Raw genomic sequence first — 18949 nt, forward strand, 5'->3', positions numbered from 1 at the left:
GTAAGGCGAAGGATTATTTTTATGAAGCTGAAGAACACCCTTCTGGCATCAGCCCTGCTGTCACTGACATCATTATCCGCTTTTGCGGCACAGGAGCTGGCCCCGGAAAAAGCGGCCTCGATGAAACCGTTTGATCGTATTGCGGTTTCCGGTCGTTTCAATGCTATCAATGACGCCAGCGCAGCGGTGTCAAAACGTGCCGACGAAATGGGCGCGGCTTCTTACTACATTCAGAATATCAGCGATACCAACGGAAACGGCGGGAACTGGCGCGTAGTGGCAGATCTCTATCACGCGGATGCGCCCAAAGCGGCTCCTTCGGATGACCGTATCATCAATGGCATCCGGGAATTAAAGAAGGCAGAAGCCTACAAACTTGAACCCTTCGATACGGTCTCGATAAGTGGTTTCTACCGTAGTCAGCCAGAAGTGAATGATGCTATTACCAAAGCGGCAAAAGCGAAAGAGGCGGCCTCCTTCTTTATTATTCGCCAGATCGATGCCAACAGCGGCGGTAATCAGTACATCACCGCTTACGTTTACAAAGCGGATGCGCCAGAGCGTAAAGTTCAGTCTCCCGATCTGATCCCGGCTGATTCCCAGGCGGGTAAAGCGGCGCTGGCTACCGGCGGCGCTGCGGCTAAAGCCGTTCAGATCCCCGGCGTTGCTTCTTCAGAAACCCCAAGCGCTAACGTAGGTCGTTTCTTTGAAACGCAATCCTCCACGGGCCAGCGTTACACCATTAAAACGCCGGATGGTAAAAGCGTTCAGGAAGTTAACGCCATTACGGCGGCACAGATGCAGCCGTTTGACAGCGTAACCTTTACCGGCCACTTTGGTACGCCAACAGAGGTGTCTGAGGCAGTAGGTCAGGCCGCGATTAAAAAAGGCGCGAAGTACTACCACGTCACCCGCCAATGGTCTAATCAGAGCGGTGGTAACCTTACCGTCTCCGCAGACCTCTTTAAGTAATTCTTCCGGGACGGCGCCTGCCGTCCCTGCTTTTTTGCATAGTGAAGGCGGTTATTTTGCATAACCACTCACAATCCTCGCTAATCGCATTGCATCTCCTGTTCTCACTCCGTAGAATCTCCGCCGACTTCAGGGTATTCCTTCATCTCAGTCGCACTTTTCCGGCATGAAAAGCGAAGGTTTACCATTGGTTTGGTTTTTTATTCTGCTATTGGGACCTTTCTTTGGACAAAAAATTAGGCCTTGCCGCCCTCACCGCACTGGTGCTCAGTTCAATGCTCGGCGCAGGCGTATTCAGTCTGCCGCAAAATATGGCCATGGTTGCCAGCCCGGCTGCCTTGCTGATTGGCTGGGCCATTACGGGAGGCGGTATTATTCTGCTCTCGCTCGCTTTGCTGCTGCTGACCCGGCTGAAGCCAGAGCTGGACGGCGGCATTTATACCTATGCCAGAGCCGGGTTCGGTGAGCTTGTCGGCTTCTGTTCCGCCTGGGGCTACTGGCTGTGCGCGGTCATTGCTAACGTCTCCTACCTGGTTATCGTTTTTTCTGCGCTGAGCTTCTTTACCGACTCCCCGGGTCATGTGGTGTTTGGTGATGGCAATACCTGGCAGGCGATGCTGGGGGCCTCTCTGCTGCTGTGGCTGGTTCACTGGCTGGTATTGCGGGGAGTGCAAACCGCAGCCAGCATTAATATAGTGGCAACGCTGGGTAAACTTCTCCCTCTGGGCTTGTTTGTGGTGCTGGCAATACTGGCATTTAACTACGACCGTTTTCATTTTGATTTCACCGGAGTGGCGCTGGGTAAACCTGTGTGGCAGCAGGTTAAAGACACCATGCTGATAACGTTATGGGTGTTTATAGGCGTCGAGGGTGCCGTGGTGGTATCGGCCCGCGCCCGCAACAAACGGGATGTGGGGCGTGCGACAATGCTGGCGGTGATCGCGGCGCTGATCGTTTATCTGCTGGTCACGCTACTTTCGCTGGGAATTGTGCCGCGCGCGGAACTGGCAGAGATGCGTAATCCCTCAATGGCTGGATTAATGACGCGTCTGGTTGGCTCCTGGGGCGATTTGATTATTGCCGTTGGCCTGGTGGTCTCGGTTTGTGGTGCCTATCTGAGCTGGACAATTATGGCAGCTGAAGTGCCCCTGCTTGCCGCCGCACAGGGGGCCTTTCCGCGTTCGCTGGCCAGACAAAATGCCCGTGGCGCCCCCGCGGCCTCGCTGTGGCTGACCAATGGCAGTGTGCAAATCTGTCTGGTACTCATCTGGCTCACCGGTTCTGACTACAACACGCTGCTGACTATCGCCTCGGAAATGATTCTGGTGCCCTATTTCCTGGTGGGCGCCTACCTGTTTAAGGTTGCCAAATCCCATGCACGCCCTGGCGTGATGGCTATCGCCTGCGGCGCCAGCGCATACGGGCTTTGGCTGCTGTACGCCTCCGGGCCTCTGCATTTGCTGCTTTCCGTGGTGCTTTACGCACCAGGCGTGTTGCTGTTCCTGTTTGCGCGCCGGGGTGGACGAGGTGTGGAAAAACTCAGCATGCTGGAGAAAGGCACGATGGCTCTACTGGTGGCGGGAATGGCTCCGGCGCTGTGGGTACTGCTGCGTTAGTGCGAAAAGTCGGGGATGGTGACCGTCAAACGGTCATCATACTCTGGCGATGGGTGTAACCACGCCGGGATGCTAAAGGGGTAAGGCTGTGTCAGTGCGACCAGGCCGGAATGCTGACCGTCAGGCGGTCATCATGCTGCTGAAGAGTAAGGGGTTTAACGTACTCCTGACGCACCAGGTCAAGCTGCGGCTCTGACAGCGTATAGGGCAGCAGAATATCAAACTTTTCGATATGTTGTTGTTCAGCCAGCGTTATCAGTCGGGCGATGTTAATTTCGTCACTGACCTGAGTAGAGATGATTTGCAACGCGAGGACTTTTAACCGCTCTGAGGGCACCTGGGGTAAATTGCGGGAGTTCCTGGTGACCAGGCCGAAGATAGGCATCACGCCATAGATAGCGTCGACAAAGCTCCAGCGCTTTTTACAGGAAGCGGCGAGGAAATCGATATAATTGAGGCAGATATAGTCACTGTGCCCGGCAGAAGCCAGCTTTTTATCAGACACTCTTATTCTCCTTTCTCTGATGATTACTCCTCCCGGGCTGCCACGGCAGGCCGGCGGCTATAATGGCATAAATAAGGGTGCTTATACTATACATCTGATGTTATTTCGCGGTGGGTAATAGTAGTTAAGTTTAACAAAGAGTAATCTTGCCCTCTCACCCCAGAAAAACAGCGCTATGAATAAAATTGTATTCGTTGAAGATGACCAGGATGTGGGCGAGCTGATTGCTGCCTACCTGAATCGTCATGATATAGAAGTGATTGTTGAGAGCCGTGGCGATCGTGCAGAAGCGACGATTGCGGCTGTTCTGCCAGATTTGGTAATGCTGGATATTATGCTGCCCGGCAAAGATGGCATGACGCTGTGCCGTGATTTGCGCGCCAGTGAAAGCTGGTCTGGCCCCATTGTGCTGCTGACCTCCCTGGACAGCGACATGAATCATATTCTCTCTCTTGAAATGGGTGCTAACGACTACATTCTGAAAACCACCCCGCCGGCTGTGCTGCTGGCCCGTTTACGGCTGCATCTGCGTCAGGCTGGCAGCAGCAGCCAGGGCGATGAGATTGCGCCTAAAGTCGCAGGACAGAATGCGCTCCGTTTTGGCACGCTCTCTATCGATCCGGTCAACCGTCAGGTCACGCTTGGCAGTGAGGTCATTGCCCTTTCCACCGCCGATTTTGACCTGCTGTGGGAGCTGGCGACGCACGCTGGCTCTATCCTGAATCGCGATGCGCTGTTAAAAACATTGCGCGGCGTCAGCTACGATGGCATGGATCGCAGTATCGACGTGGCCATCTCCCGACTGCGTAAAAAACTGCTCGACAACGCCACCGAGCCTTATCGCATCAAAACTATCCGCAACAAAGGCTACCTCTTTGCCCCCCATGCCTGGGACGCCAAATGAAAAAACTGTTTATCCAGTTTTATCTGCTGCTGTTTGTCTGCTTCCTGGTGATGGCGATGCTGGTTGGCCTGGTCTACAAATTCACTGCCGAACGGGCCGGACGTCAGTCGATGGACGACCTGATGAAAAGCTCGCTTTACCTGATGCGTAGCGAACTGCGCGAGATCCCGCCGCGCGACTGGAACAAGACCATCGATAATCTGGAGCTGAATCTTTCGTTTAAGCTTCATATTGAACCGATGAGCAAATATCAGCTTGATGCCGTTACGCTGCGGCACCTGCGCGCCGGAGAGATAGTGGCGCTGGACGATGAGTACACCTTTCTTCAGCATATTCCCCGCAGCCATTATGTGCTGGCGGTAGGCCCAATCCCCTATCTGTTTTTCCTGCATGAGATGCGCATTCTCGATATCGTGCTGCTGGCCTTTATTGGCATTTCGCTGGCGCTGCCGGTGTTTATCTGGATGCGGCCGCACTGGAAAGATATGCTGCGGCTGGAAACGGCCGCGCAGCGATTTGGGCAGGGGCATCTTAACGAGCGCATCCATTTTGACAGTGCATCGAGCCTGCTGCGGCTCGGTGTGGCCTTTAACCAGATGGCGGACAATATCAACACCCTGGTGGCCAGTAAAAAACAGCTGATAGATGGGATTGCTCATGAGCTGCGAACCCCGTTAGTGCGTTTACGCTACCGGCTGGAGATGAGCGATAACTTAACAGAGGCTGAAGCCGCGGCCCTTAATCGTGATATTGGCCAGCTTGAGTCACTGATCGAAGAGCTGCTGACCTATGCGCGGCTTGATCGGCCAAAAGTCGATCTTAACCTTCAGACTCTGGATCTGGCCGAATGGCTCCAGGAGCGGCTCGACGATATCCGCACCCTGCACCCTGATTTCGCGATTGAACTTGATATGCCGCAGCGGCATAACACAGGCGTTGCCGATACCCGCCTGATGGAGCGCGTGCTGGACAATCTGGTGAACAATGCGCTGCGCTACGCCAGTGAACGGCTGCGCGTCAGCCTTTGGTTTGATGGCACTATCGCCTGTCTGCAGGTGGAGGATGACGGACCAGGCATTCCTCTGAATGAGCGGGAACGGGTGTTTGAACCCTTTGTACGCCTCGACCCCAGCCGTGACCGCGCCACCGGCGGATGCGGTCTTGGTCTGGCGATTGTTCACTCTGTCGCCCAGGCCTTTAATGGTTATGTGTTAATAGATGCCAGTCCGCTCGGCGGTGCCAGCGTTCGCTTTTGCTGGCCTGTTGATTTACCCTTATCATCCTCTACAGGCGCTGCCTGACAGCGCAAAAAACTTTACAGGGAGCCTCATGTCAACTGCCTACGCTAACTTAACCCGTACCTTTACCCGCCTTTCACGTTTTGCTCATCTTTCCGCTATTACCGGCTGGGATATGATGACCATGATGCCACCCGGAGGCAGCAGTGCCCGTGGGGCTGCGCTTGCTGAACTCAGCGTGTTGCAGCATGAAATCCTGACGGCAAAAGAGGTGGGAGAGTGGCTGAACGAAGCTGAACAGGCTTCTTTAAACGACGTTGAACGCGCCAACCTGTTCGAGATGCGTCGCGCCTGGCAGCAGGCCTCGCTGCTTCCCGCCTCGCTGGTGGAAGCGAAGTCGGTGGCGGGTTCGCGCTGCGAGCACGCCTGGCGCCAGCAGCGCCCCGCCAATGACTGGCAGGGGTTTTCAGAGAATCTGAAAGAGGTAGTAAAACTCAGTCGCCAGGAGGCGGAAATCCGCGCTCAGGCCAACGGCTGTTCGCGCTACGATGCGCTGTTAGATATTTTCGAGCCGGGCATGACCAGCGCGAAGTTGGATAAAACTTTTGGCGACATCAAAGCCTGGCTGCCGGATTTACTGCAACGTATCGTTGAGAAACAGGCGCAGGAGACCGTGGATGTCCCGGTGGGGCCTTTTGCCGTGGAGTCGCAAAAACAGCTTGGCCTGGCGATCATGAAGCAACTGGGTTTTGACTTCAACGCCGGGCGGCTTGATGTCAGTGCGCATCCCTTCTGCGGCGGCGTGCCGGAAGATGTTCGCATTACCACGCGTTACAATGAGAACGAATTTATCAGCGCCATGATGGGCGTGATCCACGAAACGGGCCACGCACGTTATGAGCAGAATCTGCCGAAGCAGTGGGCAGGCCAGCCAGTTTCCCTGGCGCGTTCGACGGCAATCCATGAATCCCAGAGTCTGTTCTTTGAAAAACAGCTCGGACGCAGCGCTGATTTCCTCAGCCTGATCCTGCCGCAGGTTAAGCTGCTGATCGGCGACGGCCCTGCGCTGGAAGAGTCTAACTTTATCGCTCTGAATCAGCGGGTGAAGCCGGGCCTGATCCGCGTCGATGCGGACGAAGTCAGCTATCCGGCCCATATTATTCTGCGCTATGAAATTGAACGTGCGTTGATTGCCGGTGACATTGAGGTCGACGACATTCCTGCCCTGTGGCAGGAGAAAATGCAGTCGCTGCTGGGGCTGGATACCATCGGCAACTACCGCGACGGCTGTATGCAGGATATTCACTGGACCGATGGTGCATTCGGCTATTTCCCGACCTACACGCTGGGGGCAATGTATGCCGCACAGCTGTTCCAGGGAGTGAAAAAAGCGCTGCCGCAGGTTAATGAACTGCTGCGCGAGGGCAACCTGGAGCCGGTGTTTGAGTGGCTGCAGCAAAACATCTGGCAGCACGGCAGCCGTTTCAGCACCCGTCAGCTGATCGAGAATGCGACCGGTGAAGATCTCAACCCTGCTTATTTCCGCCAGCATCTGGAAAACCGCTACCTGAACGGTAATTGATCCCCCTCAGAGCAGGCAATCCGCCTGCTCTTCCCGGTTGTACAATCCGTTACACGCCGATACCAATCACTCACTGAAAGCCCTCATGCCTTCCCCTATAGTTGCTCTACCGGCCCCGCAGTGGGCTGATACATGAACTAAACATTTGAGGGTTTTGCAATGAAAAAATTATTTGCTCTGGTTGTAGCCGCTGCAATGGGTATCTCTTCAATGGCTTTCGCTGCGGATACCACCGCTGCACCAGCCGCGTCTGCCACTACCGCAGCTCCGGCTAAAGCGACCACTACTGCACACCACAAGAAACATCATAAAGCTACCGTACAGAAAGCGCAGGCTGCTAAAAAGCACCACAAAAAAGCCGCCAAAAAATCTGTAGATCAGAAAGCCCAGGCTGCTAAAAAAGTGCACCACAAAAAAGCAGCTAAACCAGTAGCCCAGAAAGCTCAGGCCGCTAAAAAAGTACACCACAAAAAAGCAGCTAAACCAGTAGCACAGAAAGCTCAGGCCGCTAAAAAAATGCACCACAAGAAAGCAGCTAAACCAGTAGCCCAGAAAGCTCAGGCTGCTAAAAAAATGCACCACAAGAAAGCAGCTAAACCAGTAGCGCAGAAAGCTCAGGCTGCTAAAAAAGTACACCACAAGAAAATGGCTAAGAAAGCCGCTGCGCCTAAGGCGTAATTAATGAAGCGGGAGCCTGGCTCCCCCCTCAACATGATTTAATTCAAACACCCGGATTATTCCGGGTGTTTCTTTCCTGGAGATCGGATGATGGTACGCCGCTATTTATTCGAAATTATCCTGGGCTTTATGATCGTCTGTGGGGTTATTGCCGCCAGCTTTTATCTTTAACTTGCGTAGCGTGCTGATATTCCAAATTAAACTCCCTTTTTTACCGCTATCCGTCTATAGTTATTATCACGCCGTGGTTAACCCTTACTCTTCATTCTCCACTCAGAGAGAAACATGCGCCTGACAGCTGTTTTTTTAATTGGATGCTTAGCCTTTTCTTTTTATTCCCATGCTGACGATGATGATGAAAGTCCGAGCGAAGCTGATGTCAAAACGCTCTTCTTTGGTCACGACGACCGAAAAGCGGTTGCTGATACCGCCAGCCAGCCCTGGGAGGCGATTGGACAGCTGGAAACCGCCAGCGGCAACCTCTGTAGCGCCACGCTGATTTCAGCCCACCTGGTGCTGACTGCCGGCCACTGCCTGCTGACCCCGCCGGGTAAAATCGACAACGCTATCGCCCTGCGCTTTATTGCAAACAATAAAGGCCACTGGCGTTATGAAATTCATGATATTGAAACGCGTGTCGATCCTGAGCTGGGCCATAAGCTGAAAGCAGATGGCGACGGGTGGATTGTGCCCTCTTCCGCCGCCCCTTACGATTATGGCCTGGTGATATTACATAATCCGCCATCAGGTATTACCCCGGTCCCGCTGTTCGACGGCAGCCGCAGCGATTTAACTGCCGCGCTGAAAGCACAGGATCGCAAAGTCACCCAGGCGGGCTACCCGCTGGACCACCTTGAAACGCTCTATTCCCACAGCAACTGTCTGGTGACCGGATGGGCGCAGAAAGGCGTACTGTCACATCAGTGCGATACGTTACCCGGCGATAGCGGCTCACCGCTGCTGATGCAGGTGGATAACGTCTGGCAGCTGATTGCGGTGCAAAGCTCGGCCCCGGCGGCGAAAGATCGTTATCAGGCGGATAACCGCGCTATTGCCGTCACCGCGTTTCGCGATAATCTGGAAGCGTTAGCGCAGGAATAATCCCTGACGTAATCCGCCTGAAGGTGACCATAGCGCGTCGGATTACCGGCGCAGCATGAAAAAAGGGCAGCAGATATAAATCTGCTGCCCTTTTTATCAGCAACAATTCAGCGTTCGGTCACACCACGATCTCATCCATTGCCTGCTGGATGCGCTTCTCAGAAACCGGATAAGGCGTACCAAGCTGCTGAGAGAAGTAGCTGACGCGCAGCTCTTCAATCATCCAGCGGACATCTTTCACATCTTCATCCTCACGGCGAACCGGCGGCAGCTTGTTGTACCAGGTATTCCATGCCTGCTGTATGTTCTCCACCTTCAGCATCCTGGCACGATCACTGTGCGGATCGACCGGCAGCTTTTCCAGACGGCGTTCAATAGCGTTCAGGTAACGTAACGTATCGGAAAGTCGCTTCCAGCCGTTCTGGGTCACAAACCCTTTGTAGACCAGCCCGGACATCTGCGCTTTGATATCAGAGAGCGCCAGCGCCATGGTCATATCCACCCGCCCTTTCAGCCGCTTGTTGATGTTGAAGACCGCCGTCAGGATCTGCTCCACCTTTTTCGCAATATCAACCACGGTGTCATTCAGCTCTGCCCGCACTTTTTCGTGCAGGGCTGCAAAACCAGCTTCCTGCCAGCTTGGACCGCCGTGCTCAGCAATCAGCTTATCCACGCCGCAGGCGATGCAGTCATCAATCAGATCCAGCACCTTGCCGTAAGGGTTAAAATATAACCCCAGCTTGGCTTTGTTCGGCAATTTTTCATGCAGATATTTAATTGGCGAAGGGATATTCAGCAGCAGCAGACGACGCTGCCCCCGCCACATTGCTTTTCTCTGCTCGTGCTCCGAATCAAACAGCCGGATTGCTACGCTATCCTTTTCATCCACCAGCGCAGGCCAGGCCTTGACGCTGTAGTTACCCCGCTTCTGTTCGAAATGATCGGGCAGATCGCCAAAGCTCCAGATATGCAGCCCACTCTGTTCCAGCCCATCGTCCGCCACCAGCGACAGCGTCTCCTGCACCTTGCCTTTCAGCTGCAGCTTAAGTGCGGCCAGGTCGCGCCCCTCATTCAGCTTGCGGTTGTTTTCATCCACTACCCGGAAGGTGATTTTAAGGTGATCGGGCACCTGATCCCACTGCCAGGCCTCGCGGTCAATAGTGATGCCGGTCATGCGGCGGAACTCGCGCTCCAGCGCTTCCAGCAGCGGCAATGCCAGCGGCGTCACGCGGCCTAAAAACGCTTCAGCATAGTTAGGTGCGGGTACCAGATTACGGCGAACCGGTTTCGGCAGGGATTTGATCAGGGCAATAATCAACTCACGGCGCAGGCCGGGGATCTGCCACTCAAAGCCGCCTTCTTCCACCTGATTCAGCAAGGGTAGCGGAATATGCACCGTCACCCCATCCGCATCCGTTCCCGGCTCGAACTGATAACTCAGACGCAGTTTAAGATTTCCCTGCTGCCAGAAGTTCGGATAATCGAGCTTGCTGACATCGTTAGCGCCCTCTTTAATCAGCATCTCTTTAGCGAAATTCAGCCGCTCCGGCTCTTCACGGCTCGCCTGCTTCCACCAGCTGTCGAAATGGCGTGCTGAGACAATTTCTGTCGGAATACGCCGATCGTAAAAGGTAAACAGCGTCTCATCGTCCACCAGAATGTCGCGACGGCGGGATTTATGCTCCAGCTCTTCCACTTCCTCACGCAGTTTAAGGTTGGCGCGGAAAAATGCGTGGCGAGTCTGCCAGTCGCCTTCCACCAGCGCATGGCGGATAAACAGCTCGCGGGATAAAACCGGATCGATGTGGCTGTAATTGACTTTGCGGGCGGCAACGATGGGCAGACCATACAGCGTCACTTTTTCACTGGCCATTACCGCGCCCTGAGCTTTTTCCCAGTGTGGTTCGCTGTAGCTGCGCTTAATCAGATGCTGGGCGACCGGCTCAATCCATTCCGGATCGATACGGGCGGCAATGCGCCCCCACAACCGACTGGTCTCGACCAGTTCCGCCACGATGGTCCATTTAGGCGGTTTCTTAAACAGCCCGGACCCCGGAAAAATAGCAAAACGGGCGTTACGCGCGCCGGTATATTCCTGCTTATCGGCATCTTTTTGCCCGATATGGGAGAGCAGTCCGGTAAGCAGCGCCGTGTGCACACCACGGAAATCCGCTGGTTCACTGTTAAGCGGAATTCCCTGCTCACGCACGACCTGACGCAGCTGAGTATAGATATCCTGCCATTCACGCACGCGCAGATAATTAAGGTATTCCATCTTGCAGAGGCGGCGGAACTGGCTGGAGGAGAGCGCCTTTTGCTGCTCCTGCAGATAGTTCCACAGGTTCACGAACGACAGGAAATCGGACTCTTTATCCGCAAAGCGGGCATGTTTTTCATCAGAGGCCTGTTTTTTCTCTGCCGGACGCTCGCGCGGGTCCTGAATAGAGAGGGCCGCAGTAATAATCATCACCTCCCGCGTACAGGCGTAGCGCTGAGCCTCCAGCACCATTTTAGCCAGACGGGGATCTACCGGTAGCTGTGCCAGCGATCGGCCCGACGCGGTTAACTTGTAGTGCTGATTTTCGCTTTGGGTAATGGCGCCCAGCTCTTCCAGCAGCTTGACGCCATCCTGAATATTGCGCTTATCTGGCGCCTCTACAAAGGGGAACGCGCTGATATCGCCCAGCCCCAGCGCGGTCATTTGCAGAATAACCGAAGCCAGATTAGTGCGCAGAATTTCCGGGTCGGTAAACGCCGGACGATTGTTGAAATCCTCTTCTGAATAGAGACGAATACAGATCCCTTCAGAAACACGGCCGCAGCGCCCTTTACGCTGATTAGCTGAAGCCTGGGAAACCGGTTCAATGGGCAGGCGCTGCACCTTGGTGCGGAAACTGTAGCGACTGATGCGCGCCGTCCCCGGATCGATAACATACTTGATGCCCGGCACGGTCAGCGAGGTCTCTGCCACGTTGGTAGCCAGCACGATACGCCTGCCGGCGTGGGACTGGAATACGCGGTTTTGTTCGGCGTTCGACAAACGGGCGTAGAGCGGCAGAACCTCCGTGTGAGCCAGATCGCGACGGTTGAGCGCATCGGCAGTATCGCGAATTTCGCGTTCGCCGCTCATAAAGATCAGAATATCGCCACGGCTCTCTTTACCCAGCTCGTCTACCGCATCAAAAATCGCCTGTAGCTGATCGCGATCGGTATCATCAGCCTCTTCCACCACCGGCCGGTAGCGCACCTCAACCGGATAAGTTCTGCCGGAAACTTCAATCACCGGCGCATTGTTAAAGTGTTTTGAGAAGCGCTGTGGATCTATGGTCGCGGAGGTGATGATCACTTTTAAATCCGGGCGACGCGGTAACAGCTCCCGCAGGTAGCCCAGCAGGAAATCGATATTCAGGCTGCGTTCGTGCGCTTCATCGATAATGATGGTGTCGTACTGCATCAGCAGCCGGTCCTGCTGGATTTCGGCCAGCAGAATACCGTCGGTCATCAGCTTAACCTGGGTGGTTTCACTGACCTGGTCGTTAAAACGGACTTTATAACCAATGCAGCCGCCAAGGCTGGTCTCCAGCTCATCGGCAATGCGATCGGCCACCGTGCGGGCAGCCAGGCGGCGCGGCTGAGTATGGCCAATCAGCCCGGTGATGCCTCTGCCCAGTTCAAGACAAATTTTGGGTAATTGAGTGGTTTTACCTGAGCCAGTTTCACCGGCAACAATCACCACCTGATTATCACGAATGGCGTTGGCAATATCCTGTTTCTTCTGGCTGACCGGCAGGTTTTCCGGATAACGAATCACAGGCGTTGCCGCACGACGCTGCGCTACCCGCTGTTCAGCCAGGGTAATTTCTGCTGCCAGCTCGTCAGCAATAGCCTCTAAGGCGGCTGGCCTGGCTTTTTTAGCTCCGTTCAGGCGCTTCAGCAACCGCTGGCGATCGCGCAGCATAACGGCGTCCAGACGGGGAAAGAGCGTGGCAAGGGGCGATTGCGGTGTTATCGACATAAAATTCAAAACTCGCTAACTGCCGGGCGTGCGGCAGACGATGGGGATAAAAATTTTGCCTATTGTAGCACAGACAAACACTTAGCTCTGGCTCTGCACGGGTAAGCTTGTTCAGTAATTTCGAACATAGGCCTCAGAATATTGCACTATCACTGGGAATCAATTATCCCTAGAGTGTAAAGCATTGAGCGGAACACCTTTCGCATCCCAAACAGGAAATTAACATGAGCAAAGTTTTAGTTCTGAAATCCAGTATTCTTGCCGGTTATTCTCAGTCAAATCAGCTGGCCGACCACTTTATTGAAGAGTGGAAAGCGGCGCACGGCAGCGATGAAATTACCGTACGTGACCTGGCTGCAAACCCAATCCCGGTTCTGGATGGCGAGTTGGTTGGCGCGCTGCGTCCTTCAGATGCCACACTCACTCCTCGTCAGCAGGAAGCGCTGGATCTCTCCAACGAGCTGATTGCAGAACTTCAGGCTCATGACACCATTGTTATGACGGCGCCGATGTACAATTTCAATATCCCAACCCAGTTGAAAAACTACTTTGACCTGGTTGCCCGTGCTGGCGTGACCTTCCGTTACAGTGAAAACGGCCCTGAAGGCCTGATCACCGGTAAGAAAGTTGTGGTGATCTCCAGCCGTGGCGGCATCCATAAAGATACCCCAAGCGATCTGCTGACCCCATACCTGAAGCTGTTCCTGGGCTTCCTGGGTATGTCCGACGTGCATTTTGTCTTCGCTGAAGGCATTGCTTACGGTCCGGAAGTGGCGACCAAAGCAGCTAATGATGCAAAAGACGTTCTGAAGCAGATCGTTGCAGCTTAACGCTAACTTTTCAGAGAAGCAGCCCAGAGGGCTGCTTTTTTATTGCCCTTTTTGCAACCACTGCCCGTTAATGCCCCGCACATATTCCCCGGCCGCTGCGCGTTCAACCAGCTTTTGCCCTGCTATCCTGGCGACCGCCGCAGTGGTCATATTATTTCGCTGTGCCAGCGTCTGATACTGCTGCTTACGCCCCTGATTAATGCGCTCTACCAGCTCCAGCGTCTCCTGGTCCTGCTTCAGCGGCGCTATATAGCCCGTTAGCGTTTCACCTACCCGACCCTGACCACGCGCCTCATCCAGGGTCAGTGCCAGTGCTGCCGGAGAGAGTAACAGCAGCGCCAGCAGGAGGCTTTTTAATTTCATGCTGAGCTCCTCAGAACAGACCGCTCTGGTTCTTTAACAGCGCCTCGACATCCTTATCAACTTTGATATGGATCTCATGTTCAATCTTCACGTTCATATTGATGGTGATCGGCTCTTTCGGCGCCGCTACTTCAATACGCGGTACACAGCCGCTCAGCAGCAATATGCCAGCAGGCATCAGCAGGCTAATGCGTTTCATCAGTCGTTTCCTTTTGCGTCGGCAGCGTGGCATTTTGTTCCACCCAGGATTGCAAATTATCGCCAAAGCGCAGGCTGCGCCAGAGCTGAAAAAGGTTTTCCTGCTGCGTGTAATTCAGCGACACGCGCTGGTTTTTATCACTGAAGCGGCTGGTGCCGTTGACCTGCGCCTTCATGGTCATCGCCCCAAGATTATCAATATCTATCGTCGCCCAGCTGCGAGAGATCTCCATATATCGCAGCCAGTCCATCGCAGCACCGGCGGCAATGTTGTTACTGGCGATGGCATCCGCAAAATCTTTATCCAGCCGGACGGTAAGCGGCCCGTTATTGGCGATCCAGCCATCTTTAATCAGCCAGCGTGAATTGGTCAGCCACAGCGGCATCGCGCCGTTGATATGCCCGGACATCGCGATCTGTTTGGGTTTCACCGCCGTCACCAGCTCACTCATGCTGATATTGTGCAGACGCAATGTCGCCGCTTCTCTCTGGGGCATTTGCAGACTCTCCATACTGAGTTGCCCACCCAGCACATCGACGGAGACGTTGCTGAGCCGCAGTGGCTCTCTGGCGTTCCATGGATACCAGCCCTGTAGATCAGCAGTGATATCCTTTAGCGCAAACTGATTCTTCACCTCTTTGATACGCAGCGAAACCGGCCCTTTTGCGCCGAAATACCACTGGTGCGCCCGGAGCCGGAACGGCAGCGAGAAATCAATACCGTTAATTTCATTGTCCGGCATCCACACGCTGCCCTCACTGACCACCCAGTGCCCGCCAGCTTCGAATCCCTGATCGGCGGCGGCGGAAAAGGCGACCTGCGCTTTGAGCTTGCCACCCTGAATTTTCATTTTGAGGTCATCACTCAGCAGCGGCTGGAAAACGCTAAGCGACTGTTCCGGCCACCAGCCCTGACCACGCAGGCGCACCCCATCCCAACGTCCCTGCAGACGCACCGGGCCAATCTCCTGAGCCTGAAGCGTGCCGCTATAAAGAAACGCGGCAGGATCGCGCCCTTTCAGGTTAAGGCTGAGGGTGGCGGGCGGTAAAAAACCGCCGTTGCTGAAGGTGGTTTGCTGCGCATCCAGCCGGAATTTGCCCGCAAACTCCGGTTTTTCGCTCTCGCGTTGCCAGTGGACCGGCTCTGCCAGACTCAGCCGTGGCGCCCGGACGTTAACGCTGCCGTAACTTATCTGGTCAAAGCCTGTTGAAAGAGATGAAAGCTCAATCAGCGGCCCTTCCCAACGGCCCCGGCCATTAACATCCCATTTGGCCGCAAGCGGCGCCATATACCCCTCGCCCCAGTAGCGCCAGCCCCATTTGCCTTTATCGGGCCAGAAATCAGTAGCGCGACCATCCAGATGCAGTCTGAAACGGCCCCACTGCGGATCGTGAGCCGTCAGGATTGCCTGCAGACGGCCAGTAATTCCCGCCGAAGAGAGCGTCACCCCCGCCAGCGGCCAGCGGGCTTCATCGACCTCCAGCGTGGAGAGCAGGCGACCACGCAGCCGCAGCAACGCGCCAGGCTTGAGTTGCACTACCGGGTCCAGCAGCGGGCCTTGCAGCTCGCCGGGCAGACCGGCATAAAATTGCAGTAAAGCGAGTTTGCTCTCACCGGTCAGACGAAAGGGTAGCTGGCTCTTCTGCCAGTCAAGATGGCCCGGACCCAGTGAAAGCACAACGTTTCCTTTTCCCCCACGGCCCTGTGTGAGTACGTTCAGTCGCCCGGTTATCTCTGCTGCCGGGATGCCATGCTGCCAGTTTTTCAGAGCCAGGGTAACGCCGCCGGAGAGAGGCTGGGACGCATAGGGCCAGCGCCACTGGCCCTGCTGGATCAGGATCTGTTGCTCAGAGATCTGCCACGGCAGGCTGACCAGCGGCGTCTCATCCCCCTGCTGATGGATAACCAGTTCTCCCGTTTGCTGTTGCCACTCCAGGTTAACGTTCAAAGGTGCAGGAACACCCTGCAGGGTCATTTTCCCGTTCAGTTTACCGCTATCAGGTAACGCGTTGGGAACAGTGGGTAAGCGTAACGTCCCGGCAATATTAACAGGGTCAGGAACACCCGGCAGGTTAAGGGTTAGCCTGTTCAGCGCCAGCGTCTGACCATTAAGCTGCGCGTCCAGCACCAGATTCTGGCTGCGATAGTGAAGCGTTTGTTGCTGATTATCGGTGCTCAGATCGAGCGCACCAGCCCAGCTTTGCCAGGGGGAAATAGTAAGATGAGTGATGGCAATATCCGCAGCGGGCAGCATTGCCTGCCAGTCGGCCAGGGTGCGCGGCGTACCAGGCTGTTCGCTGGCCGGGAGCTTGCTGGCACAGCTGCTCTCAATGGCCACGCTGCCAGCCTGTAGCGCCCAACGACCCGCTTTACGCCCTAATGAGAGATCGTGTATGTCGGCCAGATCGCACTCTGCCACAAGGTACCGCAGGTCCGGCAGCGTCAGTTTACCCGATTGCCATTGCGGACTCCCCGTCATCACCAGAGAGGTGTTGGCAGGCAACCACAACCCAACCAGCCGGGGCAGCCAGTGAGGCACAGTCAGCAGCAAAGCGGCGAGCGACAGCACCACGATTGCTATTATCGCAGTGACGACTCTCCAGCCACGTGAGAGGCCAGTCAACATTCTGTTCCATCCGTGAAGAGCATAGAATGAAATGATGGCATGGAATCCCCCGGTGGAGAAGTTTTTAACCGATAATCATGATTATGCGCAAATCTGCGCGGCGACAGCCAGCAAGTCGCCGCTTGTTAAGAATTATTGTTACTATGATGGAAGTAGCATTCCCTTAGGGTCACAGGAGAGAGAACATGAAACTTGCGGTATACAGTACCAAACAGTATGACCGGAAATACCTTGAGCAGGTCAATGAGCAGTATGGTTTTGAACTGGAGTTCTTCGACTTTCTGCTGACCGAACGCACGGCGAAAAACGCCGTGAACTGCGACGGCATCTGCATTTTTGTTAACGATGACGCCAGCCGGGTAGTGCTGGAAGAGCTGGCCGAACTGGGGATAAAATTTATCGCCCTGCGCTGCGCTGGCTTCAATAATGTCGATCTTGTGGCTGCTAAAGAGCTGGGCATCAAAGTGGTTCGCGTGCCAGCCTATTCGCCTGAGGCCGTGGCAGAGCATACCGTGGGCATGATGATGACCCTTAACCGTCGCATTCATCGTGCTTATCAGCGTACCCGTGACGCCAACTTCTCTCTGGAAGGATTAATTGGGTTTAATATGCATGGCCGCACCGCTGGCGTGGTAGGAACCGGAAAAATTGGTCTTGCCACGCTGCGTATCCTCAAGGGGTTTGGCATGCGCCTGCTGGCATTTGATCCTTATCCTAACCCCGCCGCGCTGGAACTGGGCGCTGAATATGTCGATATTCATACCCTGTTCAGAGAGTCCGATGTGATCTCTTTGCACTGCCCGCTCACGCCGGAAAACCACCATTTGTTAAATATGGCCGCGTTCGAACAGATGAAAGATGGCGTGATGATTATTAATACCAGCCGGGGCGCCCTGATAGATTCCCAGGCGGCAATTGACGCGCTAAAGCTGCAAAAAATTGGCTCACTGGGAATGGATGTCTACGAAAACGAGCGGGATCTCTTCTTTGAAGATAAATCGAACGATGTGATTCAGGATGATGTTTTCCGTCGCCTTTCAGCCTGCCACAACGTGCTGTTTACCGGGCATCAGGCTTTCCTGACGGCGGAAGCACTGACCAGCATTGCTGAAACGACGCTGGAAAATCTTAAACAATTAACAACCGGACAACCCTGCCAGAACGAACTGACTGCATAATTTGCAGAATGCTGGCCGGTTATTCTTCTGCCGGCCGGTTTATCGGGCGCAGGTACCGCCAGCCAGTGCGCTTTCACCACAGCGACGGCCATTGGCTAACTGACACATGCCCACTGCACTGCCATCCAGCTGGCGGGACAGCGCTAACGTTCCCCCCGCACTGGCGCAAGTGCTGGCGGCTAAATCTGACATCACAACACGCGGCGGCACGTGGGCGCTGGTTGCCTGTTGCGGCGGTTCGTTGTCGGTTTCACTGCTGCTGCAGGCGGACAGCAACAGCGCACAACCCACAAGCAGAAAGGTCGCTGCTTTCATCTCTTCTCCGGGAACGGTAATTATGCAGAAAGCCAGCATAGGCTACGAACTAAGGCGGGTCGAGAGCTGTCACGAATATTTACCAAATTAAAAAGCCCAAAAATAGCAATAGCCTGCCGTCTCATTTTTTTCTCTGCGAAAAGTAGTCAGTAAAACACCTCTCTTTCATAAAGTTAAGTCGTTCTGCTTACCTTGCGCTACTCAGCCACACATAACGGGTTATCAGTCATGTGGCTGTGACGTTGTCACGTACTATGGATGTCCATGATATTTTTTCCCTGCTGCGAGAGGCAGGGTTATCTTATTCGCGCCATTTTTATCCCTCTGAGAGAAGAGACTACCTGAAGTGATCTGGCGTTTATGGCATGATGCCATAAGTGAGGTGCAACGAAAGGCTCGTTCTGGCGCTTACAGCCCGGACGGTCTGACGCTGACGCTATCCTGCCCGGTTACAGGGCCGATCTTCGGCCTGGATATGCAGAAACGAGAGGGAGAAGTCGATGAGCGATAAAACGATTCTTATTGTGGCGAAGTTTACCGCCAGGCCCGGTAAGGCTGATGAGTTAAAGAAAGTGCTGAACCACGGCGTGAAGCCTGCCCGTGAGGAAGCGGGCTGCCTGCATTATGACCTCTACCGCAGCGTGGAGGATGGTAATGTCTTTCTGTTTCACGAAACCTGGCGCAATGCCGAAGCGGTTGAGATCCATGGCGGTCAGCCGCATTTCCAGACGCTGATGGCTGATGCAGAACCTCTGCTGGCCAGAGCGCCGGAAGTCCATAAAATCTGAGTGTTCTGATAAAAAAGGCCAGACTAGCTGGCCTTTTCT

17 protein-coding genes are annotated in these 18949 nt (G+C 54.6%); 11 read left to right on the forward strand and 6 right to left on the reverse strand.

Features of this window, described 5'->3' with window-relative positions:
• The first annotated feature begins 21 nt into the window (after nt 1-21).
• Together ydgH and SD961_RS10020 are read left to right on the forward strand one after the other, a co-directional pair.
• Complete coding sequence (ydgH, locus tag SD961_RS10015) at nt 22-972, forward strand: DUF1471 family protein YdgH (protein WP_318790222.1); 951 nt, start codon at nt 22-24, stop codon at nt 970-972.
• Between the two features lie 224 nt (nt 973-1196).
• Nucleotides 1197-2588, forward strand: a complete 1392-nt coding sequence (locus tag SD961_RS10020; protein ID WP_318790223.1) for an amino acid permease — start codon at nt 1197-1199, stop codon at nt 2586-2588.
• A 91-nt stretch (nt 2589-2679) separates the two neighbouring features.
• Here the strand turns inward: SD961_RS10020 and SD961_RS10025 are convergent, their stop codons facing one another.
• Nucleotides 2680-3093 (reverse strand): hypothetical protein, encoded by a 414-nt coding sequence (locus SD961_RS10025; protein WP_318790224.1) that lies wholly within the window; start codon nt 3091-3093, stop codon nt 2680-2682.
• 175 nt (nt 3094-3268) lie between these two features.
• Between SD961_RS10025 and rstA the strand changes: the two genes are divergently transcribed.
• The 5 genes from rstA to SD961_RS10050 all read left to right on the forward strand — a co-directional run bounded on the left by rstA (nt 3269) and on the right by SD961_RS10050 (nt 8596).
• Complete coding sequence (gene rstA, locus SD961_RS10030; RefSeq protein ID WP_318790225.1) at nt 3269-3997, forward strand: two-component system response regulator RstA; 729 nt, start codon at nt 3269-3271, stop codon at nt 3995-3997.
• Nucleotides 3994-5298, forward strand: a complete 1305-nt coding sequence (gene rstB, locus SD961_RS10035; protein ID WP_318790226.1) for a two-component system sensor histidine kinase RstB — start codon at nt 3994-3996, stop codon at nt 5296-5298. The genes rstA and rstB overlap by 4 nt, the downstream gene beginning before the upstream one ends.
• Before the next feature lie 28 nt (nt 5299-5326).
• Nucleotides 5327-6817 (forward strand): carboxypeptidase M32, encoded by a 1491-nt coding sequence (locus SD961_RS10040; protein WP_318790227.1) that lies wholly within the window; start codon nt 5327-5329, stop codon nt 6815-6817.
• A 159-nt stretch (nt 6818-6976) separates the two neighbouring features.
• Nucleotides 6977-7495, forward strand: coding sequence for an acid resistance repetitive basic protein Asr (gene asr / locus SD961_RS10045; RefSeq protein ID WP_318790228.1), 519 nt, complete (start codon nt 6977-6979; stop codon nt 7493-7495).
• A gap of 285 nt (nt 7496-7780) precedes the next feature.
• Nucleotides 7781-8596 carry a serine protease gene (locus tag SD961_RS10050; RefSeq protein WP_318790229.1) on the forward strand — a complete coding sequence of 272 codons (816 nt, stop codon included), beginning with the start codon at nt 7781-7783 and terminating at the stop codon, nt 8594-8596.
• A 118-nt stretch (nt 8597-8714) separates the two neighbouring features.
• Here SD961_RS10050 and hrpA read toward each other — a convergent pair whose 3' ends face one another.
• The gene (hrpA, locus tag SD961_RS10055) at nt 8715-12611 is read right to left on the reverse strand and encodes an ATP-dependent RNA helicase HrpA (RefSeq protein WP_318790230.1); all 3897 of its coding nucleotides are present in this window, start codon (nt 12609-12611) and stop codon (nt 8715-8717) included.
• A gap of 224 nt (nt 12612-12835) precedes the next feature.
• Here hrpA and SD961_RS10060 point away from each other — a divergent pair, with 224 nt between their 5' ends.
• Complete coding sequence (locus tag SD961_RS10060; protein WP_318790231.1) at nt 12836-13441, forward strand: FMN-dependent NADH-azoreductase; 606 nt, start codon at nt 12836-12838, stop codon at nt 13439-13441.
• Nucleotides 13442-13480: 39 nt separating this feature from the next.
• On the opposite strand, the gene SD961_RS10065 is transcribed toward SD961_RS10060, so the two are convergent.
• Genes SD961_RS10065 through SD961_RS10075 form a run of 3 tightly spaced genes read right to left on the reverse strand, consistent with a single transcriptional unit; the run spans nt 13481 to nt 16629 of the window.
• On the reverse strand, nt 13481-13804 hold the full coding sequence (locus SD961_RS10065; RefSeq protein WP_318790232.1) for a YdbL family protein: 324 nt from the start codon (nt 13802-13804) through the stop codon (nt 13481-13483).
• A gap of 10 nt (nt 13805-13814) precedes the next feature.
• Nucleotides 13815-14003 (reverse strand): YnbE family lipoprotein, encoded by a 189-nt coding sequence (locus SD961_RS10070; RefSeq protein WP_041692015.1) that lies wholly within the window; start codon nt 14001-14003, stop codon nt 13815-13817.
• A complete protein-coding gene (locus tag SD961_RS10075) occupies nt 13990-16629 on the reverse strand; it encodes a YdbH family protein (protein ID WP_318790233.1) in 2640 nt (879 codons plus the stop codon). Before SD961_RS10075 ends, SD961_RS10070 begins: the two co-directional genes overlap by 14 nt.
• 185 nt (nt 16630-16814) lie before the next feature.
• Between SD961_RS10075 and SD961_RS10080 the strand changes: the two genes are divergently transcribed.
• Nucleotides 16815-17807 (forward strand): 2-hydroxyacid dehydrogenase, encoded by a 993-nt coding sequence (locus SD961_RS10080; RefSeq protein WP_318790234.1) that lies wholly within the window; start codon nt 16815-16817, stop codon nt 17805-17807.
• A gap of 39 nt (nt 17808-17846) precedes the next feature.
• Here the strand turns inward: SD961_RS10080 and SD961_RS10085 are convergent, their stop codons facing one another.
• Nucleotides 17847-18122 carry a DUF333 domain-containing protein gene (locus SD961_RS10085; RefSeq protein ID WP_318790235.1) on the reverse strand — a complete coding sequence of 92 codons (276 nt, stop codon included), beginning with the start codon at nt 18120-18122 and terminating at the stop codon, nt 17847-17849.
• A gap of 346 nt (nt 18123-18468) precedes the next feature.
• On the opposite strand from SD961_RS10085, the gene SD961_RS10090 reads away from it, so the two are divergent.
• Together SD961_RS10090 and SD961_RS10095 are read left to right on the forward strand one after the other, a co-directional pair.
• Entirely contained in the window at nt 18469-18633 is a 165-nt protein-coding gene (locus SD961_RS10090; protein ID WP_318790236.1) for a hypothetical protein, read from the forward strand.
• Nucleotides 18623-18910 carry a putative quinol monooxygenase gene (locus tag SD961_RS10095; protein ID WP_318790237.1) on the forward strand — a complete coding sequence of 96 codons (288 nt, stop codon included), beginning with the start codon at nt 18623-18625 and terminating at the stop codon, nt 18908-18910. The genes SD961_RS10090 and SD961_RS10095 overlap by 11 nt, the downstream gene beginning before the upstream one ends.
• Nucleotides 18911-18949: the final 39 nt, after the last annotated feature.

Origin of the sequence: Erwinia sp. MMLR14_017, from assembly GCF_033657285.1 — a bacterium.
Taxonomy (GTDB): domain Bacteria; phylum Pseudomonadota; class Gammaproteobacteria; order Enterobacterales; family Enterobacteriaceae; genus Erwinia.